The 21,452-nt window shown below is 60.9% G+C and carries 20 protein-coding genes; 13 read left to right on the forward strand and 7 right to left on the reverse strand.

The window, feature by feature from the left end; genetic code table 11:
- Positions 1-20 precede the first annotated feature (20 nt).
- Positions 21-467 carry a lytic transglycosylase domain-containing protein gene (locus tag HHL24_RS11645; RefSeq protein ID WP_169485626.1) on the forward strand — a complete coding sequence of 149 codons (447 nt, stop codon included), beginning with the start codon at positions 21-23 and terminating at the stop codon, positions 465-467.
- A gap of 144 nt (positions 468-611) precedes the next feature.
- The gene (locus HHL24_RS11650) at positions 612-1,958 is read left to right on the forward strand and encodes a GTP-binding protein (RefSeq protein WP_169485627.1); all 1,347 of its coding nucleotides are present in this window, start codon (positions 612-614) and stop codon (positions 1,956-1,958) included.
- 124 nt (positions 1,959-2,082) lie between these two features.
- On the opposite strand, the gene HHL24_RS11655 is transcribed toward HHL24_RS11650, so the two are convergent.
- Positions 2,083-2,361: an HU family DNA-binding protein gene (locus tag HHL24_RS11655; protein WP_006050811.1), complete on the reverse strand. Its 279-nt coding sequence runs from the start codon at positions 2,359-2,361 to the stop codon at positions 2,083-2,085.
- Between the two features lie 414 nt (positions 2,362-2,775).
- On the opposite strand from HHL24_RS11655, the gene mnmC reads away from it, so the two are divergent.
- The 7 genes from mnmC (at position 2,776) to HHL24_RS11690 (ending at position 11,987) form a co-directional block, all read left to right on the forward strand.
- The gene (gene mnmC / locus HHL24_RS11660; RefSeq protein ID WP_169485628.1) at positions 2,776-4,743 is read left to right on the forward strand and encodes a bifunctional tRNA (5-methylaminomethyl-2-thiouridine)(34)-methyltransferase MnmD/FAD-dependent 5-carboxymethylaminomethyl-2-thiouridine(34) oxidoreductase MnmC; all 1,968 of its coding nucleotides are present in this window, start codon (positions 2,776-2,778) and stop codon (positions 4,741-4,743) included.
- An 843-nt stretch (positions 4,744-5,586) separates the two neighbouring features.
- Positions 5,587-6,792, forward strand: coding sequence for a cation:proton antiporter (locus HHL24_RS11665; RefSeq protein WP_169485629.1), 1,206 nt, complete (start codon positions 5,587-5,589; stop codon positions 6,790-6,792).
- A gap of 130 nt (positions 6,793-6,922) precedes the next feature.
- Positions 6,923-8,038, forward strand: coding sequence for a YbdK family carboxylate-amine ligase (locus HHL24_RS11670; protein ID WP_169485630.1), 1,116 nt, complete (start codon positions 6,923-6,925; stop codon positions 8,036-8,038).
- Between the two features lie 537 nt (positions 8,039-8,575).
- Positions 8,576-9,214 (forward strand): MarR family winged helix-turn-helix transcriptional regulator, encoded by a 639-nt coding sequence (locus HHL24_RS11675; protein ID WP_169485631.1) that lies wholly within the window; start codon positions 8,576-8,578, stop codon positions 9,212-9,214.
- Positions 9,215-9,342: 128 nt separating this feature from the next.
- Complete coding sequence (locus HHL24_RS11680; RefSeq protein WP_169485632.1) at positions 9,343-10,056, forward strand: glutamine amidotransferase; 714 nt, start codon at positions 9,343-9,345, stop codon at positions 10,054-10,056.
- 73 nt (positions 10,057-10,129) lie between these two features.
- On the forward strand, positions 10,130-11,242 hold the full coding sequence (locus HHL24_RS11685; RefSeq protein WP_169485633.1) for an NADH:flavin oxidoreductase/NADH oxidase: 1,113 nt from the start codon (positions 10,130-10,132) through the stop codon (positions 11,240-11,242).
- Between the two features lie 220 nt (positions 11,243-11,462).
- Entirely contained in the window at positions 11,463-11,987 is a 525-nt protein-coding gene (locus tag HHL24_RS11690) for an SET domain-containing protein (RefSeq protein WP_169485634.1), read from the forward strand.
- Between the two features lie 72 nt (positions 11,988-12,059).
- On the opposite strand, the gene HHL24_RS11695 is transcribed toward HHL24_RS11690, so the two are convergent.
- Complete coding sequence (locus HHL24_RS11695; protein ID WP_169485635.1) at positions 12,060-13,562, reverse strand: sensor histidine kinase; 1,503 nt, start codon at positions 13,560-13,562, stop codon at positions 12,060-12,062.
- Positions 13,563-13,705: 143 nt separating this feature from the next.
- Entirely contained in the window at positions 13,706-14,392 is a 687-nt protein-coding gene (locus HHL24_RS11700; RefSeq protein ID WP_028197606.1) for a response regulator transcription factor, read from the reverse strand.
- Positions 14,393-14,576: 184 nt separating this feature from the next.
- On the opposite strand from HHL24_RS11700, the gene HHL24_RS11705 reads away from it, so the two are divergent.
- The gene (locus HHL24_RS11705; RefSeq protein WP_063498128.1) at positions 14,577-14,801 is read left to right on the forward strand and encodes a DUF3717 domain-containing protein; all 225 of its coding nucleotides are present in this window, start codon (positions 14,577-14,579) and stop codon (positions 14,799-14,801) included.
- Between the two features lie 94 nt (positions 14,802-14,895).
- On the opposite strand, the gene HHL24_RS11710 is transcribed toward HHL24_RS11705, so the two are convergent.
- Both HHL24_RS11710 and phhA read right to left on the reverse strand, forming a co-directional pair.
- The gene (locus HHL24_RS11710) at positions 14,896-15,240 is read right to left on the reverse strand and encodes a 4a-hydroxytetrahydrobiopterin dehydratase (RefSeq protein WP_329606616.1); all 345 of its coding nucleotides are present in this window, start codon (positions 15,238-15,240) and stop codon (positions 14,896-14,898) included.
- A gap of 49 nt (positions 15,241-15,289) precedes the next feature.
- Positions 15,290-16,180, reverse strand: a complete 891-nt coding sequence (gene phhA / locus HHL24_RS11715; RefSeq protein ID WP_206002809.1) for a phenylalanine 4-monooxygenase — start codon at positions 16,178-16,180, stop codon at positions 15,290-15,292.
- 148 nt (positions 16,181-16,328) lie between these two features.
- Here phhA and HHL24_RS11720 point away from each other — a divergent pair, with 148 nt between their 5' ends.
- Complete coding sequence (locus HHL24_RS11720; RefSeq protein ID WP_054042727.1) at positions 16,329-16,820, forward strand: Lrp/AsnC family transcriptional regulator; 492 nt, start codon at positions 16,329-16,331, stop codon at positions 16,818-16,820.
- Positions 16,821-16,910: 90 nt separating this feature from the next.
- Here HHL24_RS11720 and HHL24_RS11725 read toward each other — a convergent pair whose 3' ends face one another.
- Both HHL24_RS11725 and HHL24_RS11730 read right to left on the reverse strand, forming a co-directional pair.
- Positions 16,911-17,447 carry a class IV adenylate cyclase gene (locus tag HHL24_RS11725; RefSeq protein WP_169485637.1) on the reverse strand — a complete coding sequence of 179 codons (537 nt, stop codon included), beginning with the start codon at positions 17,445-17,447 and terminating at the stop codon, positions 16,911-16,913.
- A gap of 385 nt (positions 17,448-17,832) precedes the next feature.
- Positions 17,833-18,732: a LysR family transcriptional regulator gene (locus tag HHL24_RS11730; RefSeq protein ID WP_169485638.1), complete on the reverse strand. Its 900-nt coding sequence runs from the start codon at positions 18,730-18,732 to the stop codon at positions 17,833-17,835.
- 133 nt (positions 18,733-18,865) lie between these two features.
- On the opposite strand from HHL24_RS11730, the gene HHL24_RS11735 reads away from it, so the two are divergent.
- Positions 18,866-20,404: a CoA-acylating methylmalonate-semialdehyde dehydrogenase gene (locus HHL24_RS11735; RefSeq protein WP_169485639.1), complete on the forward strand. Its 1,539-nt coding sequence runs from the start codon at positions 18,866-18,868 to the stop codon at positions 20,402-20,404.
- Positions 20,405-21,277: 873 nt separating this feature from the next.
- The coding region (locus HHL24_RS43920; RefSeq protein WP_230417418.1) for a DUF6444 domain-containing protein at positions 21,278-21,452 on the forward strand (175 nt) is incomplete at its 3' end.

Below are 21,452 nucleotides of genomic sequence, written 5' to 3' on the forward strand. Positions count from 1 at the left end.
TTGACCGATCTTCTGGACTGATGAAAAGAGCCTTCGTCACCGTCGCCGCAGGACTTGCCGTGCTGGTTGCAGCAGGGTCCGCACGCGCCGACTGCTTTGACGCGGCGGCAGGATACCAGAAGGTCAACCCCCTGATTCTGCGCGCAATTGCGTGGCAAGAGTCACACAATCGACCGGATGCGTTGCATAAGAACGCCAACGGCTCGACCGACTACGGCCTGATGCAGATCAACTCCGTTCATCTGCCCACGCTCGCCCAGTACGGCATCTCGCAAGGCACGCTGATGGAGCCTTGCAAGAACGTCTATATAGCAGCATGGCATCTGCGCCGCCAGATGAACAAGTACGGCAATACCTGGCAGGCGGTCGGTGCGTATCACTCCGAGACGCCGGCGCTGCGTGATAAATACGCGCAGCAAATTGCCGCAATCCTGCGCCAGTGGAATCTGATGCCGGCTGCACGCTGAGCAGTCCCCGCCACGCACCCGTTTCCCGTTTGATGCACAATGCGGCTTCGTGCTGCCGCCGGTGTTCGGCCATCTTCTGGCCCCGGAGTCATGCGACCCCAAGCCCGGCACGCCCTCCAATCCTCTTGTCTTTCCGTACTTGCGATGAACCAGCCGCTATTGCCCGTCACCGTGCTCTCCGGTTTTCTGGGCGCCGGCAAGACCACGCTCCTGAACCACATCCTCGCGAATCGTGCCGGTTTGCGCGTCGCCGTGATCGTCAACGATCTGGCCGCCGTCAATATCGACGCAACGCTCGTGCGCGACGCCGCCGCGCTCTCGCATCTCGAGGAGCAGCTCGTCGAACTGTCGAACGGCTGCATCTGCTGCACGTTGCGCGACGACTTGCTGGTCGAGATCAAGCGGCTTGCCGGCGAAAAGCGCTTCGATGCGATCCTGATCGAGTCTACCGGCGTGGCTGAGCCGATGCCGATCGCCGAAACCTTCACCTTTGTCGACGACGACGGCGCGTCGCTGTCCGATGTCGCGCAGCTCGATACGATGGTGACGGTGGTCGACGCGTTCAACTTCCTGCGCGACTACGGTTCAGCCGACGCGCTCTCCGAACGGGGCATCGCCGCGACCGAAGAGGACGATCGCACGCTGGTCGAATTGCTGATCGAGCAGATTGAATTCTGCGACGTGCTGGTGGTGAACAAGGTGGATCTGGTGAGCGCCGATGAACTCACGCGTTTGCAGCGCATCCTCGCCCGTATCAATCCGCGCGCCGTGCAGGTGGTGAGCCGTTTCGGCGAGGTACCGCTTGCCGAAGTGCTGAACACCGGGCGTTTCGATTTTGACGAGGCATCGAGCGCACCGGGCTGGCTGGCGTCGCTTAATCATGAAAATGAGCACGAACATGGCCATCAGCACGGCCATGCCCATCACGGTGAAGCGGACGAATTCGGCATCGGCGATTTCATTTACCGCGCGCGGCGGCCGTTTCATCCGGAGCGCCTGTGGGCGCTGCTGCATCAGGAGTGGAAGGGCGTCTTGCGCAGCAAGGGCTTCTTCTGGCTCGCCACGCGTAACGACATTGCCGGTTCGCTGTCGCAGGCGGGTGGCGCTTGCCGGCATGGTCCGGCAGGAATGTGGTGGGCCGCTCAGGATCGCAGCGAATGGCCCGACGGCGATGATGAGCTGGCCGCCGAAATTGCCGCCGACTGGCACGGCGATCCGGACGATCTGAGCATCGGCGATCGTCGCCAGGAACTGGTGATGATCGGCGTCGGCATTGAGCCGGCTGTCTGGAAAGCAAAGTTCGACGCGTGCCTCGTAACCGACGAGGAATGCGCGGCGGGACCGCAAGCGTGGCAACAATTCGTCGATCCGTTCCCGGCGTGGGACTTCGACGAAGACGACCATGACCATGACCATGACCATGACCATGACCACGATCATCATGACCACGACGGCCATGGCCACGGCGAAATCGTGCATCGCCACGATTGAGCTTGAGCGGCCTTTCCGCCTGGCGCTGAGTGTTTAGCCGCGTCGCCCGTCGCGGCTAAAACAAAAATCGCAGACGAAAAAAAACCCGCCGTTGGCGGGTGTCAACTGCCGGGCAGTAATCTGCTTAGCGCTTGTTGACTGCGTCCTTGAACGCCTTACCAGCCGTGAACTTGACGGTCTTGGCGGCCGGGATCTTGATAGTTTCGCCGGTCTTGGGGTTACGACCCGTACGTGCTGCGCGCTTGCCCGAACCGAAGCTGCCGAAGCCGATCAACTGGACCGCGTCACCCTTCGACACAGACTTCTTGATCACTTCAAGCAACGTGTCCAGCGTCTCACCGGTTTGAGCCTTGCTGGCGCCGGTCTGTCCTGCGACGGCGTCGATCAGTTCCTGTTTGTTCATTAAGGTTCCTTTCTGAGTTTAGGTTGACACGAACAGCGCGAACGCGCCGATTATACGTGCGCGGGCCGCGCCGTCGAGCAGCGGCGGCTCCGGATCCCCTCCGGATATAGCGCCGGGCGATTGACTGCCCGTCGGCCGTGCTGCCGCTCCCTTCGCGGCGCTTGCTATGATAGCGCAGCGCAAACCCAATCAGGATAAGGGTTTCAAAGAATTAAGCGGTTCCGGGAGCAATATCGAGGGGAAACCCTTCTTTTTTCTCTTCGCGAGCCCCAATCGAAGGCTGAAACCCAGTACGGACGGGGCTTAGCGTTGGATTTTGCCAACGTTGCAGCACGTCTTTTTCGCCGCCCGGCGAGCTGCGCGCGCTGGCGGTAACGTCTGACTCGCTCTTTCGAGCATCATTTTCCACCGCGCATGACCGATCCGCTGATCCCAGCCGTCCTCGCGTTCCGCGACAACGGCACGCCTTTTTCGCCGCTCTACAACGACATCTATCACAGCGCCGTCGGTGGTCTCGAACAGGCTGAATACGTGTTCCTCCGCGGCAATGGACTGCCGCAGCGGTGGCAGGAACGCCGCCTCTTCACCGTGCTCGAAACCGGCTTCGGCATGGGCATCAACTTCCTCACGACCTGGGCTGCCTGGCGCGCCGACCCGACGCGTTGCGAGCGACTGCACTTCGTCTCGACTGAGAAGCATCCGTTTACTCAGGTCGATTTGCGCAGCGTCTACGCGGCGACGATTTCAGATCCGGAGATTGCCGCGCTGGCGGAAACGCTGGCCGCTGAATGGCCGATGCTCGTCCCCGGCACGCACCGGCTCGATTTCGAGGGCGGACGGATCACGCTGACGCTCGTGTTCGCCGACGCGGCGGACAGCTTGCCAGCGTTGAGGCTGCGCGCCGATGCGTTCTATCTCGACGGCTTCTCGCCGGCCAGAAACCCTGCAATGTGGGCGCCCGCGATCTTCAAAGCGCTCGCTCGGCTGGCTGGCGAGGGTGCCACGTTCGCGACCTATAGCAGTGCCGGCGACATCAAACGTGCTTTGACGCAAAACGGCTTTGTGTACCAAAAAGTCGACGGCTTCGGCTGGAAACGCGCGATGCTGGTCGGCCATTTCGCGCCACGCTGGCGCGTGCGCCGCTATGAGCCGCCCGCGCCACTGGAAGTCGATGAACGGCATGCGATCGTGATCGGCACTGGGCTCGCCGGCTGCGCGGCGATCGAACGTCTGGCCTCGCGCGGCTGGCGCGTCACGTCGCTGGAGCGACACGGGTCGGTGGCCCAGGACGCCTCGGGCAATCCGGCCGGCGTGTTCCATCCAATGATCTCACGCGACGACAGCGTCGCTTCGCGCGTCACGCGTGCCGGCTTTCTCTACACGCTGCGCCGCTGGGCGGCGCTCGAACGGCTTGGACACGATCCATTGCGCGGCGCTCCTGGCCTGCTGCAGATCGCCGCGGACGACGAAGAAGCACGCTCGATGAGCGAGGCAATCGCGGCGTTCGGTTACCCGTCTGAATATGTCACGCCCGTATCACTGAGCGAAGCACAAAGGCTTGCGGGCATGCCGCTCGCGCGCAGCGGCTGGCTCTTTCCGCATGGCGGCTGGATCGACCCAACGTCGCTTTGCGCCGCGCAGTGCGCAGCGGCCGGCGGGTTGCTCGAACGCCGATTCGGCGTGGACGTGGCGCGCCTCGAACGGTCCGGCAATCAATGGACCGTCTTCGACGCAGCAGGGCAGGCCGTCGCGCGCGCGCCGGTGGTCATTGTCGCGAGCGCACACGACGCCGCACGCATCGCCGGTTTGCGGCACGCGCCGACCCGCAGCATCCGCGGCCAGTTGACTTTGCTGCCGCCGGGCACCGTCCCTCCGCTCGGAATGCCGGTAATCGGTGAAGGCTACGCAGTCCCACTCGCTGACGGCGTCACGCTGACCGGCGCTACCTATGAGCTAGACGACCCTGACACCTCGCTACGACCGGACGGCCATCTGGAAAACCTCGAGCGTGTCGCGCAGATGCTGCCGGCCTTTGACGGCATCGTCGATCCGGCACGCGCAGCGGCACTCGCCGGGCGCGTTGCGTTTCGCTGCGTGACGAGCGACCGGATGCCAATGATCGGCAATTTCGCCGACGAAGCCGCATCGACGCGCGACGCCCAGCGCCTGCGTGGCGCATGGCCACTCGATTTGCCGCGGGTCGACGGCTTGTATAGCGCATTCGCTTACGGGTCACGCGGTCTGGTATGGGCAGCGCTCGGTGCCGAGCTGATCGCCTCGCAGATCGAAGGTGAGCCGTGGCCGATCGAACGGGAGTTGGCCGAAGACATCGATCCCGCTCGCTTCCTTTTACGCGCGTTGCGCCATGGCACGGCGAGTTAACACTGCGCGCTGAATGTCCGCAACAAGAAAAGTTATCCACTGAAGCTTGTGGATAACCGCATCGTTTACCGGCCTAACTCATGTGGAACCGTTGTGGACGTAAACGGGGTAACTTTGCTGCGGTCGAAAATCGCCAAAAGTTACTCATGTATACCCGCCGCTGCCGCACACGCTGTGCGTCCTGTTATGCGAGCGGCAAGCCGATGAATTGATTCGGTAAACGGAGGTTATCCACAGAAAACGAGGCACCTTGTTAACTGTTACTACGTATACATACGGTAAACCTGTAAACAGAAAGGCCGTCCCCAGATCGAGCGCAATCGTTGGGCTCGAATCGTCGAAAGTTGGAGGAAAACGCCTCCGGCGGTGTCCCAGGAAACACATCTGCAAGGTCGAATCTGTACGCTATGAGAGCCCGACCCGGTTTTTAAACGGTCGCTTTTTCCTCATCTTGCGAAGATAACGTACGTTTTTACCGTTTTGCCTGCATGTTCCTGTGTTTTCGGTCAAGTCTGAAAAAGCTATGGCACAATCGCCGTTCTTTTCCGCGTCGTGCCTCGCCTCTGGCGGCACACGCTGCAACGGAACGGTGCCGCTCAATCAGAATCTGATTCAAAGTCGACGGCATTCTTTCACCGTGCCGGGCCGGTTGCTACGGCCGCACCCCAGAACGCGCCGCGCTCCCTGCGGCTGCGGCGCGTTCAGATCATCCGATCGTTGAAAACTCGCAACGCGGGTCACGCGAAGCGATCGCGACAGTGAGCGCTTCGTGCGTTCAGCCGCTCGCCGGTGTTTGCGCCGGTTCGTGTCGCCTGCCGTTGCTGCCAAGGAGAACCCATCACAATGAATTCGGCGTTTTCATTTTTTCCAGCCTGGCCACTCACACCCGACGCCATTTTTTGGGCTGGTCTTGCATTGCTCGCCGCGGGTCTGTGCGGCGAACTTTGTTATCGCGCATGGCGTTTGCCGCGCATTTCCGGGTATGCGGTCATCGGTCTGGTAGCTGGCGCAGCCGGTTTCGGCGTGATCGACGCGGATTCTGCGAGCGCCGCGCGGCCGCTGCTCGATGTGGCGCTCGGTTTGTTGCTATTCGAACTTGGCAGCCGGCTTGATCTGCGCTGGATACGCCGCAATCCCTGGCTGATTCTGTCGAGCGTCGCCGAAGCCACGCTCACGTTCGCGCTGGTTTTGCCGGTTTTGTTGTTTCTGAACGTGCCGCTGATGGTGGCAACGGTGCTCGCCGCGATTGCCATGGCGACTTCACCGGCGATGGTGATCCAGCTCAAAACCGAACTGCGCGCGGAAGGTCAGGTCACCCAACGTTTGTTGACCCTTACCGCGCTGAACAGCATGTATGCCGTGGTGATCGAAAAGCTCGTATCGAGCTGGTTGCATCAGGAGGTTTACGGCAACGTCTACGCCACGATTCTGCAGCCCCTGTATCTGCTGGTCGGTTCGCTCGTGCTGGCCTATCTGCTGGCGCGCACGTGCACGTTTTTTTATCGCCGTCTGAACATGCAGGACGAGCATTCGTTCGTCGCGCTATTCGGCCTCGTGCTGTTGGCGATCGCGGTGGCGCATGTGTTCAAGCTTTCCACCATTCTTGCGTTGCTAGCCGCAGGCATCATCGTGAAGAATCTTGAAGCGCGTCCGCAGTTGTGGCCGGAACATTTCGGTACGGCCGGCTGGTTATTGACCGTGATTCTGTTCGTGTTGACGCTGACTTCATTCGAATGGAAAGACATCGCGCTTGGCGGTGTCGCCGCGCTGGGTCTGATTGTTGCGCGTCTGGTTGCGAAACTGGTGGGCGTGATGGCCTTCGCCAAACCGAGCGGCTTGAACTGGAAGCAGGGGATGGCGCTCGGTTTGTCGCTATCGCCCATGTCGGCGCTGGCGTACCTGCTTGTCGACGATACCTACAACCTTTATCCGAATTTCGATCCGCAACTGCGTGCGATCGTGATGTGCTCGATTTTCGTGCTGCAGATTCTCGGGCCGTGGCTCGTGTATCGCAGCCTGGCGCTGGTGGCTGAACGGCGCGAAGACTAGGCGCAGCAACGCTGCTCGATGCTTCGGGCGCTCGATTTGCGCGCTTTATCCAACTTATTCGATTCAAAAACGGCCGGGTATGTGACACAGACAGGTGCCACGTACCGGCCGACCTGACTCAAGGGACGCCATGTCACTCGAACCCTTCATCGATTCGAAACCGTTCACTTTCGGTGTCGAACTCGAGATGCAGATCGTGAATACGCACGACTATGATCTGACCAAAGCCGGCTCGGATCTGATGCGCCTCATCAAGGACGAGAAAATTCCCGGCAACATCACGCCGGAAATCACCGAAAGCATGATCGAGTTGTCGACCGGTATCTGCACGACCCATGAACAGGCCGTCACCGATTTGCGCAAGATCCGCGACACGCTGGTGTCCGCGGCTGACCATCTGAACGTCGGCTTGTGCGGCGGCGGCACGCACGCGTTCCAGCAATGGAGTGAAAGGCAGATCGTCGATACGCCGCGCTTTCAGTATCTTTCAGAGTTGTACGGCTACCTTGCCAAGCAATTTACGGTGTTCGGCCAGCACGTGCACATCGGCTGTCCGGACCCGAACAGCGCGCTGTATCTGCTGCATTCCATGTCGCGATTCATTCCGCATTTCATCGCGTTGTCCGCTTCGTCGCCGTTCGTACAAGGTGTTGACACCGGTTTTCATTCGGCACGACTGAATTCCGTGTTCGCGTTTCCGCTGTCGGGCCGCGCGCCGTTCGTGTTGACGTGGGACAGCTTCGAGGAATACTTCTCGAAGATGGTCCACACGGGCGTGGTCAACAGCATGAAGGATTTTTACTGGGACATCCGGCCGAAGCCCGGTTTCGGCACGATCGAAGTGCGCGTGATGGATACGCCGTTTTCAGTGGATCGCGCCGCGGCGATTGCCTGCTACATCCAGACGCTTGCACGGCATCTGTTGCTCGACAAGCCGATCACGCCGAAGGAAGACGATTACCTTGTCTACACGTTCAACCGTTTCGAAGCATGCCGCTTCGGTCTGGCCGGCAACTGCATCAATCCGCAGACGAGCGAACGCAAGACGATTTCCGAAGACATCCTCGAAACGCTGGATCTGATTGCGCCGCACGCCGAAGCATTGGGTTCGGGCAACGCGCTCGCCGAAATCGGCGCGATTGCACGCGGTCAGATCAATGATGCGACATGGCTGCGCGGTGTCTTCGAGCAGGAAAAGTCCTTGCACGAAGCTGTCAGGCAGCAGTGTCTGCAGTGGCGAGCCTAGCCGGACACAGGATTGTTTACGTTAAACCGTAAGGAAGACCCGCTTCGAGCGGGTTTTTTTTCGTAAATAAATTTCTAGCTCGCAGGGCTTTAGGTTTTTCCAAAGTTTACGTATACAAACGTAGTAGTAGTTAACAAGCATTGCATCTGCCTGTGGACAACTGAATAATTCCCTGAAAAGTCAAAGCGCTAGGTAAACCATAACTGGGCTGATCCGGGGCGCATCGGCGCCGGTAAACGAGGACAACTTCGGTAGGGGCGGAGGCGGCTAGTTGCTTATCAAGAATCGACACACATGCCATCCCCTATGTTTTCCCATGGTTATCCACAGCTTACGTTGAATAACTTAGCTGTACGATTGGCCGGTCTCGCATAGAATGTCGTTTTCGCTGCCTTTGGCTTGCAAGGCGGTAAATTTTTGAGATAGTAGAAACCGTCTCGTCTGCTTTTGGGCGAGGCTACCCCACACAGGCTACGGGCGTGTTCGGCAGCGGTTCGCCGGCATCGCACGCAAGCTTTAATAAACCACACGAAGATTATGAGCGAAGGCGTATACGGAGAACAGGCAACCGGGCGAGTGACCCACAGCCTATTGCGATTGAGCACGGCCATGCGGAGCCAGGCTTGGGAATGGGCGGAAGGCGCAGGCCTTACGCCGACCCAGGGCGAAATCCTGGTCTTGCTCATGCAGCGTAAAGGCCCGATGCGTCTTGGCGAAATTGCCCGGGAAACGGCGCTGACCGCCGCGACCACCAGCGATGCCGTGAGCACGCTCGAGACCAAAGGCCTGGTCGAAAAACGCCGTGCTCTCGACGACGGCCGCGCCCTCGCGGTCCGTCTGACGGCGCGTGGCCGCACCGCCGCGAAGCGCGCCGCGCAATGGCCGGACTTCCTGGCCAAAGCGGTCGGCACGCTGCGTGACGAAGAGCAGACGTTGTTCTATCGCACGCTGCTCAAGACCATCCACCAGCTGGAAGCGCAAGGCACCATTCCGCCGCACCGCATGTGCCTGAGCTGCACGCACTTCGAGCCGAGCAAGAATCCGAAGAAGACGCCGCATCATTGCGCGCTGCTCGACATGAACATGTCGGACACGGATTTGCGTCTCGATTGCTCGGTGTACGAAGTGGCCGACGTCGCTACCCAAAAGAAGACCTGGAAGATCTTCGCCCAATAAGGCGGCTTCTCCCGGGACAATCCGCTACACTGCCACGCCGTGTTCCGGCGGGCGGCGATTGCCGTCCGCCGGACGGTTCGCGCCGCGTAGCGGCAAGTCTTTAGTCAACCTGAAGGTGGGGCAGGCCGATGAATCACGAAGTTCTGGCCATTCGCCATGTGCACTTCGAGGATCTGGGCAGTCTTGAACTGGTGCTCGGCGAGCGTAGTCGGCCGGTGCGTTATCTCGATGTCGGTTTTGCCCGTATCGAAGCGCCGAACCCGGTTGCCGCATCGCTCATGGTCGTACTCGGCGGCCCGATCAGCGCAACCGACGACGCGCTTTACCCGACGCTCGTCCCGTTGCTGTCCATGATCGAAAAGCGCATTGCCGCCGGTTTGCCGACGCTCGGCATCTGCCTCGGCGCGCAATTGATCGCGCGTGCGCTCGGTGCGCGCGTCTATCCCGCAGGCCATACCGAACTCGGCTGGACACCGCTTACGCTCACCGATGCCGGCCGTGCTTCGCCGGTGCGTCATCTGGATGGCGCGCACACGTCGATGCTGCATTGGCATGGCGACACCTTCGATCTGCCCGACAAAGCCACACGTCTCGCCTCGACGCCTGCCTGCGAAAATCAGGCGTTCGCCTGGGGCGGTCACGTGCTGGGTCTGCAATGTCACCCGGAGATTCGCGCTGACCGGTTCGAGCCCTGGCTGATCGGCAACGCCGGCGAGATTGCCGGCCGCGGTATCGATGCACGTCAGTTGCGGGCCGAGACGGCGCAGTTCGGTCCGGCGCTGGAAGCCGCCGCGCGCCGGATGTTCGGCGAGTGGCTCGATCAGGTCGAACCGAAACCCTGATCTGCGCGCGCCTGCAGACAATCAACCGCGGTGCTATGCTCGTTCGCTCTCGGGTTTTTACTGGGCGTATTCCATGAGCGCGCTTTTTTCCCCGCTCACGCTGCGTAGCGTGACGCTTCCCAATCGTATTGTCGTTTCCCCGATGTGCCAGTATTCCGCCGAACGTGGCGAGGCTACGGCGTGGCACATGATCCATCTTGGCAGTCTCGGGTTATCCGGCGCCGGCATGTTGTGCATCGAGGCGACCTCCGTTGAACCGGATGGCCGTATCACGCCAGGCGATCTCGGACTGTGGGACGACGCCACCGAAGCCGCACTGGAGCCGGTCCTGGCCGCGATCCGCAAGCATTCGCATATTCGTGTCGCGATGCAGTTGTCGCATGCAGGGCGTAAGGCGTCGAGTCAGGCGCCTTGGGAAGGCGGTCAGCTGATTCCGGTTTCGCAAGGCGGCTGGCTGCCGCATGCGCCGTCGGCGTTGCCGCACAAACCGGGTGAAGAGCCGCCGCTGGCGCTCGATACACCGGCACTGAACCGGATTCGCGAAGCGTTTGCGGCCTCCGCGCGGCGTGCCGCGCGCCTCGGCGTCGATGCACTGGAACTGCACGCGGCGCACGGCTATCTGCTGCATCAGTTCCTGTCGCCGATCGCCAATCAACGCAGCGACGACTACGGCGGTTCGCTAGAAAACCGTATGCGCTTTCCGCTCGAAATCTTCGACATCGTGCGCGCCGCGTTTCCCGCCGACAAACCGGTCGGCGTGCGTGTCTCGGCCACCGATTGGGTCGACGGCGGCTGGACGCTCGAAGACACGATCGCGTTCGCGCAGGAGTTGAAAAAGCGCGGCTGCGACTGGATCGACGTGTCGTCCGGGGGTGTCTCGCCGTTGCAGAAGATTCCGCTTGAGCCGGGCTATCAGATTCCCTTCGCGAGGGCCGTCAAACAGGCAACTGGCCTTGTTACGATCGGCGTGGGCCTGATTACCGATCCGTTTCATGCCGAACAAATCATCGAAGAGGGTGATGCCGATCTGATCGCGATGGCTCGCGCGTTGCTGTACAACCCGCGTTGGCCGTGGCATGCCGCGGCGCAACTCGGCGCGACGGTCGAAGCGCCGCCGCAGTACTGGCGTTCGCAACCGCGCGATCAAAAGGCACTGTTTGGCGAGATTTCGTTCGGACAACGGTGAACCTGCCAGAGCGCCCCGTGCGCCCACGTCTTTTTGACGGTTGAAGGAAGCCGTCTTGAACGTGTAGGATGCCGGATGTGGCGCACGAGCGTCGCAGGTCGACGCGGCGCTCGCAAGGCGCCGCGTTTGCTATCCGCGTCAGAAAAAGCAGCGCGTTAGACGCGGGCGTTTCTGGCGGCTGCCGGATCTTCACCCCCAGTTCTTCACAAGGATTCATTCAATGAGTTCACGCAGGATCGCCGTGCGCCGTTCGGGTGTGCACGGCAAAGGCGTGTTTGCCATCGAGCCGATTGCGGCCGGCGAACGGCTGATCGAATACAAGGGTGAGCGGATCTCCTGGAAAGAAGCGTTGCGCCGTCATCCGCATAATCCGGACGAACCGAATCACACGTTCTATTTCGCGCTCGACAGTGGCAAGGTGATCGACGGCAAGGTGGACGGCAACAGCGCGCGCTGGATCAACCATTCATGCGCGCCGAACTGCGAAGCCGAAGAGATCGACGGTCACGTGTACGTGCACGCGCTGCGCGACATCGCCGAGGGTGAGGAAGTCTTTTACGACTACGGCCTCGTCATCGATGCGCGCCAGACCAAGAAGCTCAAAAAGGAATACGAATGCCGTTGCGGCGCGCGCAAGTGCCGCGGCACGATGCTGGCGCCGCCGGCGAAAGAGAAGGGCGCTTCCAGGTCCGACAAGTCGGCTAAGAAGGTGAAGCCGCCGGGAAAAAAAGCGAAGAAGAAATAAGACGCGGGCTGCCTGAGTTGAACGTAAGTAAACTCAAGCCGGCCCGTGGCAGCGCATTGACCCACTGCAGAGTCACATATCGATCGGCGCCGAGTGCGCCGATTTTTTTGCCGGACGCCGTGTCTCGGGAACGACGTCGTGCTGAACGCTGGTCGCGATAAGCGGAATACGCACGATGAAGCGCGCACCGCCTTCCGGCGCATCTTCGTAATGCACGCTGCCGCGATGCAGCACCATGATGTCGTGAACGATCGCGAGACCGAGACCGGCGCCGCTATCCACACCGGCGTCGCTCTGGCCGTCGCCGCGGAAGAATCGTTTGAACAGATCGGCTTGCTGCGTGAGCGGCACGCCCGGCCCGTTATCTTCGACGATGATTTCGGCCATGCGCACATCGTCGATCACGGTTTGCGACACCGTCACTGTGATGCGGCCGCCATCGAAGCGTGAAGGCGGCACGTACTTGAGCGCGTTATCCAGCAGATTGGCGAGCACTTCGTGCAGCAGCACCGGATTGCCGCGCGCCATCAGCGGGTGATCGTTGGCCGGATCGTCGAGCCGCTGGAAGCCGAGGTCGACGTGGAAGGTCAACGCGCGCGGCACCCATTCCGCACCCGTATCGAATGCGAGTGCGGCCATATCCACGTTGACGAAACGTGCCGCCTGTTCGCCCGGCTCGGCGCGAGCAAGCGAAAGCAGCTGGTTCGACAGCCGCACGGCGCGGTCGGCCGCTGCGCGCAATTCACGGACCGCAGCGAGCGTCTGCTGCGGGTCACGCGCGACCGCGGCCTGTTCTGCATGCAGCTTGACGGCGGTGAGCGGCGTGCGCAGCTGATGCGCGGCGTCAGCGATAAATTTGCGCTGGCCGTCGAGGGCGGTTTTCAGACGATCGAGCAGCGCGTTCAGGGCGCCAGTGAGCGGCCGGATTTCAACCGGCACATAGGTTTCGTCCACCGGTTCGAGCGACGTGTGGGTCTGCCGGTTCAGCGAGTCTGCGAGATCAGTGAGCGGATTGAGCTGTTGATTGACGACACGCCATACGATCACCCAGCCCGCCAGCAGCAGCAACAGCAGGGGCATCATGATCGCGACCAGAAACTCGGCGGCGATGCGAAAACGGTGATGCACCGGCTGACCCACTTCGACGACGATCGGATTGCCGGTCGGCTGATCGACGCGTACCTGTGCCACGCGTACTGTCACGCCTTCGTGTTGGGTCTCGAAGACGTACGCGTAATGCATACGGCGCACGCTCGTCCCCTGTAGCGGCAGATTGTGGTCGCCGGCGATTTCGGTTTCGCCGTTGCTGATTCGATAGACGAGATGTTCGACCGGATCGGAGAACATGGCCTGCGCGAGCGGCGGCACCGTCACCTTGGCGTTAGGGCCGGCTATCTGGATCTGTTTGGAGATCGCGGTGGCGAGATCGGCGAGCGACCGGTCAACCACGTGCTGCGTGTACTGCCATGCCAGCCAGTAAGCGATCAGGCCGCTCATCAGTGCGAGCAGCGAAAGGGGAGCAGCGAGGCGCCGCAGCAGCGTGCGGCGCAGACTATTGGCGGCCGGCTGGGGCATGATCGAACGCGCGGGAAAGAGGCAACGGCGTAAATCACCGTGGCGCCGTGAAAATTCGCCGGAAGCCGGCGAATGGCGCACCGAGTGCGCGGCGCCGGCCCGGCGCTGTCAGGCCGCAACACAAGTTGCGGCCCTTGCGACGATTATGCGGCCTGGCGGATTTCCTGCAACAGATAACCGAAGCCACGCACCGTGACGATTTCGACACGGCAGTTTTCGAGCTTTTTACGTACCCGGTGCACATAGACTTCGATCGCGGTATCGCCGAGATCGCCGCCGAAGTGCGTCAGATGGTCTTGCAGCTGAGCCTTGCTGACCACGCGGCCGTGGCGCAGCAGCAGCATTTCCAGCACCGCGAATTCGCGCGGCGACAGTTCGAGCGGCTTGTCGTCGTTGAAAATGCGGCGATCGACGCCCGACAGACGCACACCGCCCAGCGACACTTCCGGACGCGGCATATCGCCGTGCGGGCCGCTGCGGCGCATCACGGCGCGAATGCGCGCTTCGAGTTCGGTGGGTTCGAACGGCTTGAGCATGTAGTCGTCCGCGCCGGAATTCAGGCCTTGCACGCGGTCGTTCAGCTCGTCGCGCGCGGTGAGGATGATCACCGGCGTGTGGCGATTGCTCTGACGGAAGCGCGCGAGCAGCGTCATGCCGTCGATACCGGGCAGGCCCAGATCGAGGATCACCAGTTCGTGGCGGTTTTGGGTGAGGGCCTGTTCGGCGAAAATGCCGTCATGGACCATGTCGACGGTGAAGCCGGCTTGTTCGAGACTACTTTGGATGCCGCGTGCGATGGGGCGGTCATCTTCGATCAGAAGGAGTCGCATGGATTTCGCTCAAGTACAATGGGTTTAGGCGTTTGGGCAAGCGGTTCGCCGGAGCGCCTGCTGCACAGGCAGCGTGCTGCACGGCCGTGCCGAATGGGCACCAGGTGGCCATGAAGCCGCTATCGAGCAGCCGTGATGTAGCCATCAAGCAGCCATCAAGCAGCCACCGAGCGATCACGACGTCATGTCCGAGATAACGATTCACGAACTGGAAGCCGCGATCAACTTCTGGCGCGCCCGCTCACCTTCGAGCGGCGACGAACTCGTTCTGTGCAAGGAGGCAAGCGCGCTCTCCAAGCCGTATGCGCTGATGATTGTACAGCGTCAGCAGACGCTATCGCCGGATCGTTTGGACGGGATTGCGAGGCTTGCGTGGGATTCTTACGTGCGCCTTAATAATAGCCTGTAGAACTGAAGGTTTGGGCGTCAGATTGCCTGCAATGCCCTTTCATTTCCATCAAATTGTTCGATGCAGGGTGCATCAAGGCCTCTGATCGCGTGTATTACGCGGTAATAGTGTCGATAAATCGAGCCAATTTGATGTCCCGCTCGGTCAAGCCGTTGGCCTCGTGCGTCGACAGTGTGATCTCCACCTTGTTGTACACGTTGAACCATTCCGGGTGGTGATCCATCTCCTGCGCCTTGATCGCCACGCGCGTCATAAAGCCGAATGCTTCGTTGAAGTCGGCGAACTTGAAGTGGCGCTGGATCGCGTCGCGGCCCGCCACGGTTTGCCAGCCGTGCAGTTCCGCAACTTGCGTGGCGCGTTCTTCGGAAGTCAGTTTGTTAATCATGGTGCTACCTCGTTGATCTGAACAGGCGCGCCGGTGGGCGTGCGCATCCGCTATTTTTTCACGGATGCCGTCAGCTTGCTGTCGATCTGATCAGGCTGCATTGTCAGATATCACCGTCGGCTTGCCAGCCTTCCTGCGAGCCGCGCGTGATGACGCGATCGCGCGCGAGCACGTCGCCTGCCGCGAACGCCGGTTCCGCGGCCAGCTTTGCCAGCAGGGGCGCGAAGTCGGTTTGCGCGACACTGAACAATTGCGCGAAGTCGTCGATCACGAAGTAGGTTTTCTGGAACGTGTCGATGCGGTAACGCGTGCGCATCACGCGTTCGAGGTCGAAACCGAGCTGATTCGGCGCCGCGCTTTGTTGGCTGTAGAGCGTTTCGCCTTTGCTCGACACGATGCCCGCGCCGTAGATCTTCACGCCGTTCGGACTCGCCGCGTCGCGGATCAGACCGAACTCGACGGTGTACCAATAGAGCCGCGCGAGCAGCGGCAGGGCGCCGGCATCATTAGCGGCGAGCGAGGCGCGGCCGTACGCATGCATATAGTCCGCAAACACCGGATTGATCAGCAGCGGCACATGGCCGAACAGATCGTGAAAACAGTCCGGTTCCTGCAGATAATCGAGTTGGTCGGGGCGGCGCATCCACCATGTCACGGGAAAGCGACGGTTCGCCAGATGCTCGAAGAACACCTGGTCGGGCGCGAGTCCGGGCACGGCAACGATTTGCCAGCCGGTCGCGGGCGTCAGCTTTGCGTTGATTTCGTCGAAGGCGGGCACGCGGTCGGATGGCATGCCGATACAGTCGACGCCTGCCAGAAACTCATCGCACACACGGCCCTTGAGCAACGCGGTCTGGCGTGCATAAAGCTGTTGCCATACTGCGTGGTCGACTGCGCCGTATCGTGCGGTCGGTTGGTCGATGGTGAAATCCGCGCGGGTTTCGAGGCCGGCGTCGAATTGCTCTTTGAGTTTGGCGGTGTTGGCTGTGGACATGATGCTGCGCGCTCTACGGTGACTGCGGGTTGAAACGGTAATGCAAGTGTCAAGCGGCGAGCGTACGGAAAGGGCGCAACGATGGCGTTATGGCATGCTGATATGCAATAATCGTGCATAGACTACATGTTTAATGCGGATATTCATCATGTTAGAACTCGATCACTTCGATCTCGCGCTGCTGGACGTTCTTCAGCGCTTCGGCCGGGCCACGCATCAGCAATTGGCTGAGCAGGTGCCGCTATCACCGTCGCAGATCGGGCGGCGCTTGCAGCGCCTGGAGCAGGTGGGCGTGGTGGACGGCTATCGCGTCGTGTTGCGCCCGGAAAAACTCGGGCTCGGCGTGACGGCTTTCACGAGTCTGAAGTTGAAGCATCACGGCGACTCGATCATCGAGCAATTCCAGCAACAGATCGAGGTGCTGCCGGAAGTACTGGAATGTCACGCGGTGGTCGGCGACGCCGACTATCTGCTGCGCATCGTCGCGCCCGATCTGAATTATCTGTCGACGTTCGTGATGAAAAAGTTGATGCGTGTACCGGGCGTCGACAGTGTGCGCTCCAACATCGTGTTGACCACGTTCAAGCGCAACGGGCCGTTGCCGCTTGGCCATCTGTCGCCGGGGGCGGCCGCCGCCTGATGCGGCGGCTTCCCGGCTTTCGGGATGTTTGGGATTTTTGGGGAGGGCGGCTCAAGGATTGAGGCCGCCGCGACCCCTGATGCTCAAGTTTTAAGCAGCTTGCTTCGGTTCACTGTCCGGACTCAGCAAATCGACGTAGGCCACCGCCACCAGGTCCGATTCCGGCACGCCGAGGGTCTGGAACATCGCGTGCGCTTCGGCATGGCCGCCTTCTTCGTCGTCGTCCTGAGCCAGCAGGACTTCGAGCTCGACGAAGTCACCAAGACCATCGACGCGGTCCAGATGGATGCGCGTACGGCCCGTCAGATAAACGTGACGTTCCTTCGTGACGATGCCACGCGTGGTCAGCGCGGTGGCGAGCAGCGCGTGCATCGCTTCAGGGTTGGTGACCGGGCTGCGCGTGTAATACGACGCCTTCGGGCCGTCGCGGTCGTCGCGTTGATAGAAGATCAGTTCGGCTGGCGTGCCGTCGTCGAACTGGCGCAGCTTCAGGCGGCCACGCGGCACATCGTAGAAAAAGTCCTGCTGGCGAAAGATCAGCGGCGCGTCCGGTGCAAGCTTTGCAGCTCGCTCGCGCAGTTGCTCGAAATGCTGGGCGCGGGCTTTGATTTCAATGTTGCGTGCCATGTCAGGCTCCTGTCGAAGGATGGCGTGGTCGGCGGCTTCCGGTGTTGCCGGGGCGAAGCTGCCGGGAAGGACAAAGTCAGACGGAACAAAAAACGAAGCGGGCCGGCGCATGAGCGCAAACCCTCAATCTAACAAAAAGCGCGTGACGGTGTGGTTTCGGATCAGGGGCGACGAGCGCGGGCCATCAACGTCACTTGGGAAAGCGATCAGCGCCGACCACCCGCGTGCGGCGGCGAGCAGCGACGGCGGCCGGTACGGGACAACAAAGGACGCCGCCCTAATGGCGCAGCCAATGACGGTGACCATCGGCCGAATGGAGCGCGGCTGTCATGAGAGTGGCTCATATCGCTCCCGTTTTGCCCTCAGGTTGCCTCCATGTCCGCCTTCATGTCGCCCACTGCTGCTCGATCAGCTTTAACGCGGCGGCAATAGCCGGTTCGTCCTTGCGCTCCGCCAGCGTGATAAAGCTGAGCTGGGTCGGCACGGTGACGCCTTCGACGATGGTCAACGCATGCGCATGAGCTTCGGCGATCGCGGTGGCGTCGCGCGCGAGCGTTAGACCGACGCCTGACTTGACCAGATCGAGCATCGACGGCTCCTGATCCACTTCCGCCACCTTAACCGGTTTTACGCCGGCCTCGCCAAAGCAGCGCGACAACAATCTATTGTGCGCGGACGCCGGCGGCGTCCAGATCCACGGTAGTGCGGCGAGCGAACGCCAGTCGCGCGCACCCTTCACGCGATCTTTCCAGCCGGCCGGCGCCAGCACGCGGTACTGGAAGTGCGTCAGTGTGACGGCGTGAAACGCGGCGCCGTCACGGGCATCGTCATCGGACGGAAGGCCGATGTAATAGCCCACATCCAGTTCCCCCGCGCGAACCTGATCCAGCACCCAGCCCGACATGCCGTGTCGCAAGGCCGTTTCGATGCGCGGCCAGGTTTCCACCAGTTGCTTGAGAAAGCCGCCGAGGCGCAGAAACGCCGGATCGAGGATTGTGCCGATCCGCAATCGGCCGCGCACTTCGTGGCGCAGCGACGCCGCTGCACGCTGCACGTCGCTCGCGGCGCCCAGCGCACGTTCGGCATGGGGCAGCAGGGCCTGGCCATCGCGTGTCAGCGAAAGCCCGTGCGAGGTTCGCGTGAACAGCGTCACGCCGAGCGTCTCCTGCAAATGCTTGATTTGCAGGCTGACGGCAGGTTGGGTCAGGTGAAGCTGCACCGCGGCACGCGTGAGGTTGCCCTCGCGTGCGACGGTGACGAATGCCCGTAGCAGAGTCAGATCCATATCCTGATATTAGCTCGGCTTATAGCGCAGTTGAGCATTACTCATTGGATTTGTGGCCCCGAAGCGCCGTACGCTTGCGTTCATCACGCCGTTCGCGTTGGGCGGAAGACATTCATAGGAAGAGGACAAGAAGATGAGCGAGACATATCAGGACGCGACCGTCCGGAGCGAGACGAGCGCACGCGCGCTGACCCATTTCATCAACGGCAAGACCATCGAAGGCACGAGCGGCCGTTTCGGCGACGTCTTCAATCCTGCGCTTGGCAGCGTGAGCGCACGCGTGCCGCTGGCGAGCGTCGCAGAAGTAGACGCGGCGGTCGCTGCCGCCAACGCTGCGTTTCCTGCATGGAGCGAAACCGCGCCGATCAAGCGGGCGCGCGTGCTGTTCAAGTTCAAGGAATTGCTCGACCGTCACCATGACGAACTGGCGGAGTTGATCACGCGTGAGCACGGCAAGGTGTTTTCCGATGCGAAGGGCGAGGTGATGCGCGGTATCGAGATCGTCGAGTTCGCGTGCGGCATTCCGAATCTGCTGAAGACCGACTTCACCGACCAGATCGGCGGCGGCATCGACAACTGGAATCTGCGCCAACCGCTGGGCGTGGTCGCCGGCATTACGCCATTCAATTTCCCGATGATGGTGCCGTGCTGGATGTTTCCGGTGGCGATCGCATGCGGCAACACGTTCGTGCTGAAGCCGTCAGAGCGTGATCCGTCCGTTTCGAATCGACTGGCCGAACTGCTGAAAGAAGCGGGATTGCCGGACGGCGTGTTCAACGTCGTGCATGGCGACAAGGTGGCGGTGGATGCGTTGCTCGTGCATCCCGAGGTGAGTGCGTTGTCGTTTGTCGGTTCGACGCCGATTGCCGAATACATCTATACGGAAGGCGCGAAGCATGGCAAGCGCGTGCAGGCGTTGGGCGGTGCGAAGAATCACCTCGTGGTGATGCCGGACGCGGATCTCGATCAGGCTGTCGATGCGCTGATCGGCGCGGCCTATGGTTCCGCTGGCGAGCGATGCATGGCGATTTCGGTGGCAGTCGCGGTGGGGCATATTGCCGATGAACTGATCGAGCGACTGACGCCGCGGGTGAAGAGCCTGAAGATTTTGAATGGGATGGAATTGGAAGCTGAGATGGGGCCGTTGGTGACGGCGGCGCATCGCGAGAAAGTGGCGGGTTATATCGATGCCGGCGTTGCGGCTGGTGCGAAGCTGGTCGTTGACGGGCGCGGCCATCAGGTGGCCGGGCATGAGAAGGGATTCTTTCTCGGCGGCACGTTGTTCGATGATGTCTCGACCGATATGAAGATTTACCGTGAAGAGATTTTTGGTCCGGTGCTGTGTGTGGTGCGGGTGCCGGATTTTGCTTCTGCTGTTGAGCTTATCAACTCTAACGAGTTTGCTAATGGGGTGTCGTTGTTTACCTCCGATGGTGGGGTTGCTCGGGCTTTTGCGCGGCGGATTGAGATTGGGATGGTGGGGATTAATGTGCCGATTCCGGTGCCGATGGCTTGGCACTCTTTTGGTGGGTGGAAGAGGTCTCTCTTTGGTGATCACCATGCCTATGGGGAAGAGGGGGTGCGGTTTTATACGCGCTACAAGAGCATCATGCAGAGGTGGCCCGATAGCATCGGGAAGGGGGCTGAGTTCACTATGCCGGTGGCGAAATAGGTTTGGGTTTTTGCCTGTGCGGCGGTTTGGTTGATTTGTTTGCCTGCTCGGCGCTTGTTCGGCTGTGTGCCTGTGGGGTAGGCCTTTTCTTGATTTGGTTTGCCTGCGTCGCGCTTTTTTGTCTGTGCGCTTGCGGTGTTGGCCTTTCCTTGATTTGTTAGTGGTTTATTAGCGTTCGCCCCTGTGCGGGGCAGGCACTTACTTTCTTTGCCGCCGCAAAGAAAGTAAGCAAAGAAAGCGGCTCAAACCGCTAATGCTAAGTGGGCACCCTTGCTTAGAGGAGGTAGTGGCTCCGTGGAATCCGGGCCCTCACAAGCTCCACCCGGAGTGACTAAGGGCTCATCAGCTCCCACTCCGCACTGCGTGCGTCGCGGACGGGTTTGCCAGGGAAACCAAGGGCTTCGTTCAATTGAGGTGGGGGCCATCGGCTTCGCCTCGGCGAGGCGACTGCGTACTTCATAAGGGAACCCGCACTTCGAATGAAATGTCGGTGTGTCGCAGTCGCAGTCGCAGTCGCAGTCGCAGTCGCAGTGACAGTGACAGTGACAGTGACGGCGACAGTGGCGATGCGACGACGAATCACGGTGCGGGGCAAAACGCGAGGTCCCCAATGCAAGAGCCGAAACGCAGTGGTTGGTTTTATGAAGTGCTCTTCGGCGCGCGCAGCGTCGCTGGAAGTATGACGCCTTTGTCACTAAGAGGTGAATGGGCACGGGCACAGATTCTACGGAGCCACTACCTCTTCCGATCAAGGGCGCCCACTTAGCATTAGCGGTTTGAGCCGCTTTCTTTGCTTACTTTCTTTGCGGCGGCGTAACTATTCAGCGCTTGTAAACTGCAGCCAGGCTGTGCATAGTGAAGGACATGACGAAGATGCCTGATTTCAAAGACCTCACACACGAACAGAAGGACGCGCTCATCGTTGATCTCGTGAAGCGTCTGAACGCGCTCGAAGCGAAACTCGAGAAGAACAGTCGTAACTCCAGCAAGCCGCCCTCAAGCGATGGGCCCGGGCGCAAGCCGAAGTCGTTGCGCGGCACGAGCGGGG

This window comes from Paraburkholderia polaris (assembly GCF_012927345.1).
Lineage (GTDB): Bacteria > Pseudomonadota > Gammaproteobacteria > Burkholderiales > Burkholderiaceae > Paraburkholderia > Paraburkholderia polaris.

Coding starts and splice junctions, on each gene's coding strand:
- HHL24_RS11685 (WP_169485633.1), top strand. CDS start 10,130: ATGAGCGCGCTTTTTTCCCCGCTCACGCTGCGTAGCGTGACGCTTCCC.
- HHL24_RS11705 (WP_063498128.1), top strand. CDS start 14,577: ATGTCCGAGATAACGATTCACGAACTGGAAGCCGCGATCAACTTCTGG.
- HHL24_RS11690 (WP_169485634.1), top strand. CDS start 11,463: ATGAGTTCACGCAGGATCGCCGTGCGCCGTTCGGGTGTGCACGGCAAA.
- mnmC (WP_169485628.1), top strand. CDS start 2,776: ATGACCGATCCGCTGATCCCAGCCGTCCTCGCGTTCCGCGACAACGGC.
- HHL24_RS11670 (WP_169485630.1), top strand. CDS start 6,923: ATGTCACTCGAACCCTTCATCGATTCGAAACCGTTCACTTTCGGTGTC.
- HHL24_RS11720 (WP_054042727.1), top strand. CDS start 16,329: ATGTTAGAACTCGATCACTTCGATCTCGCGCTGCTGGACGTTCTTCAG.
- HHL24_RS11730 (WP_169485638.1), bottom strand. CDS start 18,732: ATGGATCTGACTCTGCTACGGGCATTCGTCACCGTCGCACGCGAGGGC.
- HHL24_RS11725 (WP_169485637.1), bottom strand. CDS start 17,447: ATGGCACGCAACATTGAAATCAAAGCCCGCGCCCAGCATTTCGAGCAA.
- HHL24_RS11700 (WP_028197606.1), bottom strand. CDS start 14,392: ATGCGACTCCTTCTGATCGAAGATGACCGCCCCATCGCACGCGGCATC.
- HHL24_RS11650 (WP_169485627.1), top strand. CDS start 612: ATGAACCAGCCGCTATTGCCCGTCACCGTGCTCTCCGGTTTTCTGGGC.
- HHL24_RS11680 (WP_169485632.1), top strand. CDS start 9,343: ATGAATCACGAAGTTCTGGCCATTCGCCATGTGCACTTCGAGGATCTG.
- phhA (WP_206002809.1), bottom strand. CDS start 16,180: ATGTCCACAGCCAACACCGCCAAACTCAAAGAGCAATTCGACGCCGGC.
- HHL24_RS11645 (WP_169485626.1), top strand. CDS start 21: ATGAAAAGAGCCTTCGTCACCGTCGCCGCAGGACTTGCCGTGCTGGTT.
- HHL24_RS11665 (WP_169485629.1), top strand. CDS start 5,587: ATGAATTCGGCGTTTTCATTTTTTCCAGCCTGGCCACTCACACCCGAC.
- HHL24_RS11695 (WP_169485635.1), bottom strand. CDS start 13,562: ATGCCCCAGCCGGCCGCCAATAGTCTGCGCCGCACGCTGCTGCGGCGC.
- HHL24_RS11735 (WP_169485639.1), top strand. CDS start 18,866: ATGAGCGAGACATATCAGGACGCGACCGTCCGGAGCGAGACGAGCGCA.
- HHL24_RS11675 (WP_169485631.1), top strand. CDS start 8,576: ATGAGCGAAGGCGTATACGGAGAACAGGCAACCGGGCGAGTGACCCAC.
- HHL24_RS11655 (WP_006050811.1), bottom strand. CDS start 2,361: ATGAACAAACAGGAACTGATCGACGCCGTCGCAGGACAGACCGGCGCC.